The 9,965-nt window shown below is 59.2% G+C and carries 5 protein-coding genes and 1 pseudogene; all 6 read left to right on the top strand.

The features are described from left to right. The first annotated feature begins 281 nt into the window (after positions 1-281). Positions 282-512: an MbtH family protein gene (locus ACYJL1_RS05870; RefSeq protein ID WP_460897464.1), complete on the top strand. Its 231-nt coding sequence runs from the start codon at positions 282-284 to the stop codon at positions 510-512. Positions 513-523: 11 nt separating this feature from the next. After that, a complete protein-coding gene (locus ACYJL1_RS05875) occupies positions 524-1,255 on the top strand; it encodes a thioesterase II family protein (RefSeq protein ID WP_460897465.1) in 732 nt (243 codons plus the stop codon). Positions 1,256-1,490: 235 nt separating this feature from the next. After that, positions 1,491-2,141 (top strand): 4'-phosphopantetheinyl transferase family protein, encoded by a 651-nt coding sequence (locus ACYJL1_RS05880; RefSeq protein ID WP_460897466.1) that lies wholly within the window; start codon positions 1,491-1,493, stop codon positions 2,139-2,141. Continuing rightward, complete coding sequence (locus ACYJL1_RS05885) at positions 2,138-3,127, top strand: TauD/TfdA family dioxygenase (RefSeq protein WP_460897467.1); 990 nt, start codon at positions 2,138-2,140, stop codon at positions 3,125-3,127. Before ACYJL1_RS05880 ends, ACYJL1_RS05885 begins: the two co-directional genes overlap by 4 nt. A 48-nt stretch (positions 3,128-3,175) precedes the next feature. Beyond that, complete coding sequence (locus ACYJL1_RS05890; protein ID WP_460897468.1) at positions 3,176-4,600, top strand: cupin domain-containing protein; 1,425 nt, start codon at positions 3,176-3,178, stop codon at positions 4,598-4,600. Between the two features lie 38 nt (positions 4,601-4,638). Beyond that, positions 4,639-9,915, top strand: a pseudogene (locus tag ACYJL1_RS05895) (YqcI/YcgG family protein); the annotation flags it as partial. Positions 9,916-9,965: the final 50 nt, after the last annotated feature.

The raw sequence follows: 9,965 nt of genomic DNA on the forward strand, positions 1-9,965 counted from the left end.
GAGCTCCGATGCAACATTCGTTTGTGACCTAGACGAATCGATTGCCCGATTTTCAAGGTGCCGCCAGTCGGTAGTGCGCCTGAATGCATCCCGGCGACGGTGGCGGAACGCCGCGCCGGTGTGGGTTGCGTCACTTTCTTGAACTCCCCCCTAGAAAAAATCTCCGTTGAATCGTCGTTCATGTGTGTTGGGAGACGAGGCTCTGCTTCTGAGAGCGAAACGACCTCGTCGCTTCCCGAGTGAACCACGCCGAATCACACGAACAAGGGACGGTCGCTGACATGAGTTGGGGTGATGAGAACACGGATTTCATTGTCGTTATCAATCACGAGGAGCAATATTCCATTTGGCCGAGCTACAAGCCGATACCCGATGGGTGGCGTGCTGAGGGAAAGACCGGCAAAAAGGCCGACTGCCTCGCACATATCGACGAGGTCTGGACTGACATGCGTCCACTCAGCTTGCGCAAAGCGCTTGCTGAGCGCGAGGCCAGCACTCAGAACGCCAACTGAGGCGTATCGACATGCGGCCTCTCACCCTACTCTGCCTTCCTTACGCCGGTGGTTCCTCCGCGGTTTTCCGCGACTGGGAAGGTCGGCTACCGTCGTGGATCAAGGTTCGGGCTGTTGATCTGCCGGGCCATGGCGTGCGCACCGGGGAAGCAAGCCTTTCGGAGTGGGAGCCGCTACTCGACTGGCTATTGTCCGAGCTTCGCTGGCTGCGATCACCATTTGCAGTCTTCGGGCATAGTATGGGTGCGCTCGTCGGTTTCGAACTGGCACATGCTCTTCGGCGAGCCGGACGTCCGGGACCAGTCTGGTTTGGCGCATCCGGTTGCACAGCCCCGTCGCGAAGACAACGGGAGATGAAATGGCTGGTCTGCCCCGAAGCTGAACTGGTGGCTGAGCTCCAGAAACTTGGCGGGACACCGCCCGAGCTGCTGCAACACCGGGAACTTCTCGATCTTGTTTTGCCAACACTGCGCAATGATTTTCATCTGTGCGGCAGCTATTCGCGCGCCGATCGCGCCGCGCTCGACTGCCCAATCCTGGTGTTGGGGGGCACTCGAGACACCGATGTCTCCGACCCGAGCGAGAATTTGAGCGCGTGGGCTCTGGAAACGAAAGGGCCGTGCTCTGTCCACATGATCGACGACGGACATTTCTTCATCGATAGCCGTCGCGATGAGGTGCTGGTCAAGCTTGCTCATTCGCTCGCCCATGCCTCCGCGACGCGAGGTGCCTTGTATGCTTGAGGCCCCACGGAAATACGCAAGGAAGGATCCCGCTGCGAGCTGCGAAAGCACCCCTCGGGTCAGTCGTGTCGGCGCTAGTTCTGGAGCATTTGCCTCGAACCCAGTGGCCGGCTTGGCTGAATTCGGTGGAAGGCCTTGCCTGGCACCAAGAACCGCGCATGTCTGGGCGTTCGATGTTGCCAGCAAGGCTGAGCGTCATCTCTTACGATGCATGGCCACCCTGTCTGAGGAGGAAATGCGGAGAGCATCGCATTTCGACCGGCGCCATAACAGAGAAGCCTTCGCCGTCGGTCGCGGAACCGTTCGCAGGATCATCGGCAGTTATATTGGAAGACCGCCATCGTCGATAAGCATCAGCACCGGCGAGTATGGCAAGCCGATGCTCAATCCTCGCCACGGCCTGCATGTCAATTGGAGCCACACTGACACGTTCTGGCTGTTTGCGATCAGCTCGAGCGGTCCGGTCGGTATCGATATCGAGCGCATGGATCCGGGCTTTGATTGGGCGGGGCCGGCCGTGATCGCCTATCATGCGTCGGAGCTGGCTTACCTCTCAGAGGCGCAGGACCCGCGTCCGTTTTTTGATATCTGGACGCGTAAAGAGGCCGTGTTCAAGGGTATTGGCAAGGGGCTCCACGACTCGATGAACTTGACATCAGTCCTTGGGCCAAACGGCACACCATCAGACCTGCTCAGTCTTGGCGAAGCCGGTGAGTGGTCGCTCACTCCATTGCCTGTCCCTGAGCCGTTCGTGGCCACACTGGCGACCAGCTTCATACCCACCAAGGTCCAGTTTCTCGTAGATCGCCGGCTTCAATCGGGTCCGGCGGGCGCGACTGAACAATCATGCGTAGCGCGCTCACAACAAAGGAGAGTCTCTCTGTGACTATTCTCGATTCAATGCAGGATACGTTGGGGCCGTTCTCGCTCGATACATGGAGCAAACAGGGGACGAGCGTCGTCGTGATACGCGCCCACAACGGGGAAGCGCTCTCCGACCATCACGACGTCGCGCACCAGTTCGCCCGCGATCACCTGACGAGGGAGGGAGCCATTCTCTTTCGTGGGTTCGCAAAGGGATCGGTCGGTGATTTCAATGCGTTTGCCCGCAGCTTCGGACATGAACTGGCTTCCTATGAGTTCGCCTCGACGCCGCGGAGCAAAATCGAAAGCGGCGTTTATTCGTCGACAGAGTATCCCGCGGATCAATGGATCCCGCAGCACAACGAACAAGCTTACACGCTGCGCTGGCCATTGAAGATATGGTTTTACTGCGACACGCCAGCGGAGGAGGGTGGGGAAACGCCCGTGGTCGATAGCCGGAGTGTATTCCGGAAACTTCGGCCAGAGTTACGCGACTTATTCGCGCGCAAAAAGCTGATGTATGTGCGGAATTATGGCAACGGCCTCGACTTGCCGTGGCACCAGGTATTTCAAACGGAGCGACGCGAAGAGGTAGAAGCTTTCTGCCACGCGCAGGATATTCAATGGGAATGGTTGGACGACGGCCGCTTGCGGACCCGGCAACTTTGCCAGGCTGTAACAACTCATCCGCTGACGGGCGAGAATCTCTGGTTCAACCAAGCGCATCTGTTCCATGTATCGGGGTTGGCAAAGGACGTCCGAGAATCGCTCCTCGAGATCGTTGAGGAAGAGGACTTGCCTCGCAATGTCTATTTCGGCGACGGCACACCCATCGACGACGAGCTGCTCGACGAAATCCGGACGGTTTATCTCGATGGCCTCTTCGCGTTCCCGTGGGAAGAGGGCGACGTGCTCATGCTCGACAACATGCTGGTGACCCACGGCCGAGCGCCGTTCAAGGGCAAGCGACGCGTGCTCGTCGCCATGGCCGAGACTTTTCCATCCTGACCGCCGTTCAAGGCAACCCGCTGATTTATCCGAAGAGGAGTTATGTTCATGTCTGCGCTTTTCGATTTCACGCCGTACCTCTCCAGGCTCGAGGGGTACCGCGAATTGGTGAAAGAGTTCGCGGATCACGAGGCGTTTCGAAGCGCAGTCGTGGAAGAACTCGAGCTCGACGAAGACTTTTATCGGCGCCCGCTGCGCCCAGAGGACCTGCCGTACATCAAGTTCAAACGCGCGGTTACGCCTGACCGCATCAGCCTGCTGCCCTCGCTCGCTGCGCAGCGTATGCTCCTCTGCATTAATGAGCTGAACGTGGCAAGGCTGCCGCGTGACGGGTCCGATAAGAGTTTCGAAGAATTTCATCGCTTCTACGGAGGCGAAGGCCGCGTACTTGCAGCCCGTGTGAGACCCTTTTTGGAGAACTACGTCTTCAGCCATCTTGCTGAGCCGTTCGAACTTGGCTCCATCGACGCCTGCGTCAACGATCTGAAAGAGTTCCTCCAGGCGGAAGCTGCTGGATGGGCCGAGCTGTTCGGCCTGTTGCAGTATCGGGACTATGTGGAGGAAGGAGTTCGGTTTGTCCTCATCCAGCGCTGGAGCCTGCTGCCATCCAAGCGATCAGCTCTGAGCCGGGCCCTCGCAGCGGGCTTCTTTGATCCTATCGCGACGGATGACCGGCCGCGCCTCACGATCCAAGGCTTCGACGACGAACTCATTCGAAAGCTTGCCGAGAAAGTCGGCGTGACCAAACGCGAGCACTCCTATTGGCAGTTCTACCTGTCGACGAGCCTCGCAAGCGGCAATCTCCTCCATGCGTTTGCAGATCGTCCAGACAGGGCGCTGTCACTTTACGGAGCCGCGTTTGCGGCGGAGGCTGAGCTGATCGCCTTCGGATGCCTGGTAGGACAAGGTCTGGGTCGCCTCGGTCTCGTTGGGGGCCGCGAGATCGGGCTCGAAGTCTCCTCCGCCATCGATGACATTACCGCGCGATTCCGTCGCGTCCTTACGGCGGTGGAGCAGCATTTTGGGGCGCGAGGCGTTGCGGAAGTTGCTCAAGGATTTATGGCAGCCAAGCGTTTGGCGGCTTGTGCCTGGGACGATCTCAACGACCAGGTCCGTTGGATTGCTTCGGTGGATCAATATCGGGATATTGCTCAGGCAATCAGCAAGCGGATAGAAGCTGAACGGCCCGACATCGATCGAGAAACCTTCGTCGAACCTCGGGAGATGTGCTCCACGACCCACGTCCACAATGACCACAGGCTCGTGGTGATCGAGTCGGGCGACATGGTGTTCTGGGCCAATCTGGGGATGACGCTCCGCATGAAGCCGGGCGAGATGGTGTTCGTCCCGAAGGGCCGCTTGCATGGTTCTTCGATCGAGTCGGACGAATGCACCTATCATCAACCCATCATTCCCCCCGAGTGGATTGAGCCGTTGGTGAACGAGCTGCATCAGCGTCGCGCCGCCGAGTAGCGCACAACTCCCGAATAACCAACGTCACGGGCATCATCATGCTGGAATCCGACACATCATCAAAAGCCGCCAAGGCCGCCATATCTCCATGGCGGGAACGTATCGTGCTGGGTGAGCGGGTCGGCAATATCCAGATTCCCGAATGGCTGGGGGACGCTTATCGCCGATTCAGCGAAGACGTCCTCCATCCAGAATTCCCCTGCTTCTTCGGAACCCAGGCCGAGCGCAGAGGAGAGATGTTCTATTCCTTTGTCTCCGAGGCCGATCTCACTCACTTGCCCCGGACGATGATGAAGTTCGCGGAGCTGTCTCAGGACAGGGCAAACGAAAAGAACAATTTTGCACTCTTCTTCGAGCCTGACGAGACGCCGCTCGATCACGACGGATATCGAAAGCGTTTCTGGGGCGTACTTCAATATCTACATGACCACGATCACACCATAACGGCGGATACCGAGGTTCTCGATCCCAGCCATCCGGACTGGGAATTCGAATTCGCCGGAATGCAAATGTTCGTCGTCGCCTGCACTCCTTCGTATCAGCGTCGGAGAAGCCGGAATTTGGGGCCTGGCATGATCATGCTGTTCCAGCCCCGAAGCGTCTTCATTGACGCCATCACGCAGCGAGCTATCGGCCCCCAGGCACGCGACCAGGTCCGCAAACGTTTGATCGCATGGGATGGCGTTGCCCATCACCCTGACCTGGGCGTCTATGGCGACCCGGATAACCGTGAGTGGAAGCAGTACTTCCTTTCGGACGACGATGAACCGAATAGAGGCGCGTGTCCGTTTCTTGCTCGCAAGAAAGACCAGGAACTCGCCGCGGAGAAGGCGGCGCGGGCACTTAATGTCCCACTCCACGAGAATGTGGCGACAACGAGTGACGACACGATCGTCAATCGACTGACCTTCCACGCTGCAAATAAACAGGCGGACGTCGCCGTTCGTTTTTTAATCGACGGCGAGACTGGAGCGACCGAGCTTTCGTATTCAGAACTGGATCGAGAGGCGAGAGCGTTCGCGGCCATCTTGAAAGAACGCACGCAGCCCGGCGATCGTGCGGTTCTGATGCTTCCGACTGGGCTGGAATATGTCGTGGCTCTATTCGGTTGTTTCCATGCCGGGGTGATTGCCGTACCAGCATTTCCTCCCTCGGAGCAGGCCGAGCAGGCTTACGATCGTCTCCGATCGATTTGTAACGACTGCTCACCAGCGCTGCTATTGACTGATGAAGCGGGCTTGAACGTCGCCACGTCATTCGTCGACGATGAGGATGTAAGCAGCGCCGAGGTGCTTGTCGTCCGCCGTACCGACTTGGATACTTCAACGTCCTGGACCTCGCCGGTCGGCCAAGAGGCAATCGCATTTCTTCAATATACCTCTGGATCGACTTCGACGCCGAAGGGCGTAATGATCTCTCATGGTAACCTCGCGGCCAACGAACGCCTCATAGGGCGAGCCATGGAGTTCGTCGCGAGCGACGTAATGGTGAGTTGGGCTCCGCTCTATCACGACATGGGGCTGGTAGGCGGGCTGCTCGGCCCAATTTACTATGGCTTTCCGGTGGTGCTCCTTAGCCCTCAGGCGTTTCTCGAACGTCCGTCGCGGTGGCTGAAGGCAATCGCGAACCATAGAGGAACGGTCAGCGGCGGCCCGGACTTTGCGTATCAACTCTGCCTCGACAGGATTAGAGATACGCAGTTGGCTGATCTGGATCTCAGCAGTTGGCGCGTCGCATATTGCGGCGCCGAACCAATCCGCCAACAGACAATGGACGCCTTCGCCGAACGGTTCGCGCCTTCGGGGTTGCGTCGGGAGGCCCTCTATCCTTGCTACGGACTCGCGGAGGGCACCCTGATGGCGACGGGGAGCCGACCGCTCACCGGAGCGAATGCCGCCTGCTTCGATCCTGCGGCTATCGCGCAGCGGCGAGCAATTCCGGCCTCGGTTGGGATCGGAATCATCGACTGCGGCGCTGAGCAACAGGGCCACAGGGTACGCATCGTTGATCCTGAGACACATAGGGAACTGCCGGAAGGTGAGATTGGTGAGGTATGGCTTTCTGGTCCGAGCATTGCGCTGGGATATTGGAATAACAGGCGCGCAAGTCGTGAGACGTTCGTCAAGTCGACTGATCGCGATAGAGAGACCGAACTGCGCACCGGCGATCTGGGTTTCTTGCACGAGGGCAAGCTCTTCATCAGTGGCCGGCTGAAGGATCTCATCATTATCCGAGGCCAGAATGTATACCCGCAGGATGTCGAGTTTACTGTTGGATTGACCGTAGACGGCCTGCGGAAGGGGCGGATCGCTGCTTTCCCTATCGACAGAAGCGGATCTGATAAACTCGGAATTGCAGCGGAGGTCTCGCTCACTGCGCTGAAAAAATTGGGAGCCGACCGAATTATTCGTGCGGTTCGGTCGGCTGCCGCGCGCTTGCACAATGAGGCTCCCTCGCTTGTCCTGCTGCTCAAGCCGGGTGATTTGCCAAGAACATCGAGTGGCAAATTACGGCGGTCCGCATGTTTGCCTTCTTGGCTAAGCGGTGCGCTGCTGCCACTCGCCATCTTTCATGATCAGGTTGACCAAGGGACCGGACGCCCACCCTACGCAGCGCCGGAAACCCCGTTGGAGCGGCTCGTAGCCGCCGCCTGGGAAGAGATTCTCGGGATACGGCCGATCGGTCTTCACGATGATTTTCTCGCGCTTGGAGGGCAGTCTCTTCTCGCCGCTCAGCTGTCGAGTAAGCTGGCGGATGTGATGGGAATTGAAATTCCCACTGCCTTTGCCTTGAAGACCACGACTGTCGGAGAGCAGGCCAAGGCGCTCGCGGACGGAACCGTAACGCTTCCCGGGACCCAAGCCATTGTCGGCCGACAGGACCTGGGTGCGTCGGTGCCACTCACGAGAGAGCAGGAGGCACTTTGGTTTCTTTGGCGGCTCGACCCCTCGAGTATTGCCTACAATGTCGCCAGGACGTTCCAGATCACAGGCAACGTCCGACTGGACGTGTTGCGTCGAGCCGTGGAAAGGGTGGTTGAACGCCATGAGGCGCTTCGCGCACGATTCTCAGAGCACGACGGCGTCGCTCACCAGAGTTTTCTGCCTACCGCTGATTTCGAATGGACGGAGCAAGACCTATCCTCTTTTTCGCCCGAGGAACGGGAAGCACAACAGATCGAATTGCACCTTGCCGCATTGGCGAGACCGTTCGACCTTGCAGCCGATCCTCTCCTTCGCGTGCAATGGATCCGCTTGGGAGAACATGCCGGATCGGTTCAGTTCATCACGCATCACATCGTCGCCGACGCAACATCCGCGGATGTTTTGTTGGCCGATGTGAGCGCCCTATACGAGGAAGAGGTCCGCGGCGCGGAACCTCTATCGGTTTCGCCTCGTATCGGCTTCGGCGACTTTGCATTATGGCAACGAGGTATGTCTGCCGAGCCCGATCAATCGCAGCTGGCATATTGGGTCAACTATCTGGAGAATACCGGACCGCTGATTGAACTGGGGGATCTGCGACGACGGGGCGATGAGTGGAACGGACAGGGTCTTTGCTATCGACACCAGTTCGATCCACAGACGTCGGCAAAGGCGCGTATATTGGCGGCCAGGGCTGGAACAACCACATTCGCTGTTATGCTCGCGGCGTTCCAATGCCTCCTGCATCGCTTCAGTGGCCAGGATGACATTTGTGTCGGAGTTCCGGTGAGTGGCCGTGAAGTTTCGGTGACACGAGCCGTGATCGGCGATTTCGTCCGCTTGCTGGTCATTCGTTCGAAGATGAAAGGACAGGTATCGTTCCGCGAGTTGCTGCGAGAGGCTCATCAGGGTCTCGTCAGTGGCCGACATAATCAGGATGTGCCACTAACCGCCCTGGTTGAGGCGTTGGGCGCCGAGCGTGGTGATGGAGACAATCCGCTCTTCAACGTGACGTTCAATCTGCGCCATTCAAATCCCAACCAGACGCTGCATTTTGCTGACATCGCCGTGGAAGAAATTCGGTTTCAGCATCAACCCGTCGCCTTTGATTTGATGGTTGATGTTGAGGATGGCGACGGATTGTCGGTGTCGTGGTCGTATCGAACGGACCTTTTCGACAGGGAGGTGATTGAAAGCCTCGCCGCAGCCTATGAGGCGATCCTCGGCGCCATCGTGGAGGATGATGTCCTTCTCGCCAATCTTCAGCTCGGCACCGTCGGCATCACTGCGCCGCGCGATGCATTTGCATTCCATGGCGTGACGGAACGGTTCCGGGAACAGGCCGATCATCGCCCGCTGAACATCGCCGTCTCTGACGGTGACGACCGCATCGATTACGCGACGCTTGACGGTTGGTCGAACCGGATCGGCCGACGTCTGAAGGCGCTCGGCACCGCGTCGGAAGAGCGGGTCGGGCTTGCCGTTGAGCGGTCGACCGGCCTGGTGGCAGGCGTGCTCGGGATCCTGAAGGCGGGCGGGGCCTATGTGCCGCTCGACCCGTCCTATCCGGCAGACCGCCTGCGCCACATGATCGAGGATGCCGGTGTGCGCAAGATCATCTGCGATCCGGCCACCGCCGGGACCCTTGGTGATCTTCTGTCCGGCCTCGACGTGGTGCTGGTCACCGATGTCGACGGCGAGAGCGCCGAAGGCTGGGAGGAACCCGTTCATCCCGACCAGCTCGCCTATGTCATCTACACCTCCGGATCCACGGGAACGCCCAAGGGCGTCGGCGTCACGCATGCCAATATCGCCCGCCTGCTCGATGCCACGGCCCGATGGTTCCGCTTCGGGCCCGAGGATGTGTGGACCCTGTTCCACTCCTATGCCTTCGACTTCTCGGTCTGGGAGTTGTTCGGCGCGCTTTGCCACGGCGGCAGATTGGTCGTCGTCCCCCATTGGGTTGCCCGCGATGCGGAAGCCTTCCATCAGCTGCTGCGCGAGGAGAAGGTCACCGTCCTCAACCAGACCCCGTCCGCTTTCCTGCCTCTGATCGATGTCGACGCCAGGGCCGAGCGACCGCTCATCGATCTGCATACCGTCGTCTTCGGCGGTGAGAAGCTGGAGCCTGCGGCGCTCAGGACATGGCTGGAGAAGCGCGGCACGGCTGCGCCGCGCCTCATCAACATGTATGGCATCACCGAGACGACCGTGCATGTCACCTATCGGCCTGTCTCTCTCGACGACACCGCAGATGAGGCCCGTTCGCTGATCGGCGAACCCATCCCCGACCTGTCGCTTGCCGTGCTTGATGCCGATCTCAACGTCGTGCCGCTCGGTGCGACCGGCGAACTGCATGTCGGCGGCGCCGGCCTTGCCCGCGGCTATCTCGGCCGTCCGGGCCTCACCGCCGAACGCTTCATCCCGGACCCGTCGGTTCC

It is taken from the genome of Phyllobacterium sp. K27 (assembly GCF_054796155.1).

Excerpts from the sequence above, each read along its gene's own strand:
- ACYJL1_RS05870 (WP_460897464.1), top strand. The coding sequence starts at position 282 with ATGAGTTGGGGTGATGAGAACACGGATTTCATTGTCGTTATCAATCAC.
- ACYJL1_RS05875 (WP_460897465.1), top strand. The coding sequence starts at position 524 with ATGCGGCCTCTCACCCTACTCTGCCTTCCTTACGCCGGTGGTTCCTCC.
- ACYJL1_RS05880 (WP_460897466.1), top strand. The coding sequence starts at position 1,491 with ATGCGGAGAGCATCGCATTTCGACCGGCGCCATAACAGAGAAGCCTTC.
- ACYJL1_RS05890 (WP_460897468.1), top strand. The coding sequence starts at position 3,176 with ATGTCTGCGCTTTTCGATTTCACGCCGTACCTCTCCAGGCTCGAGGGG.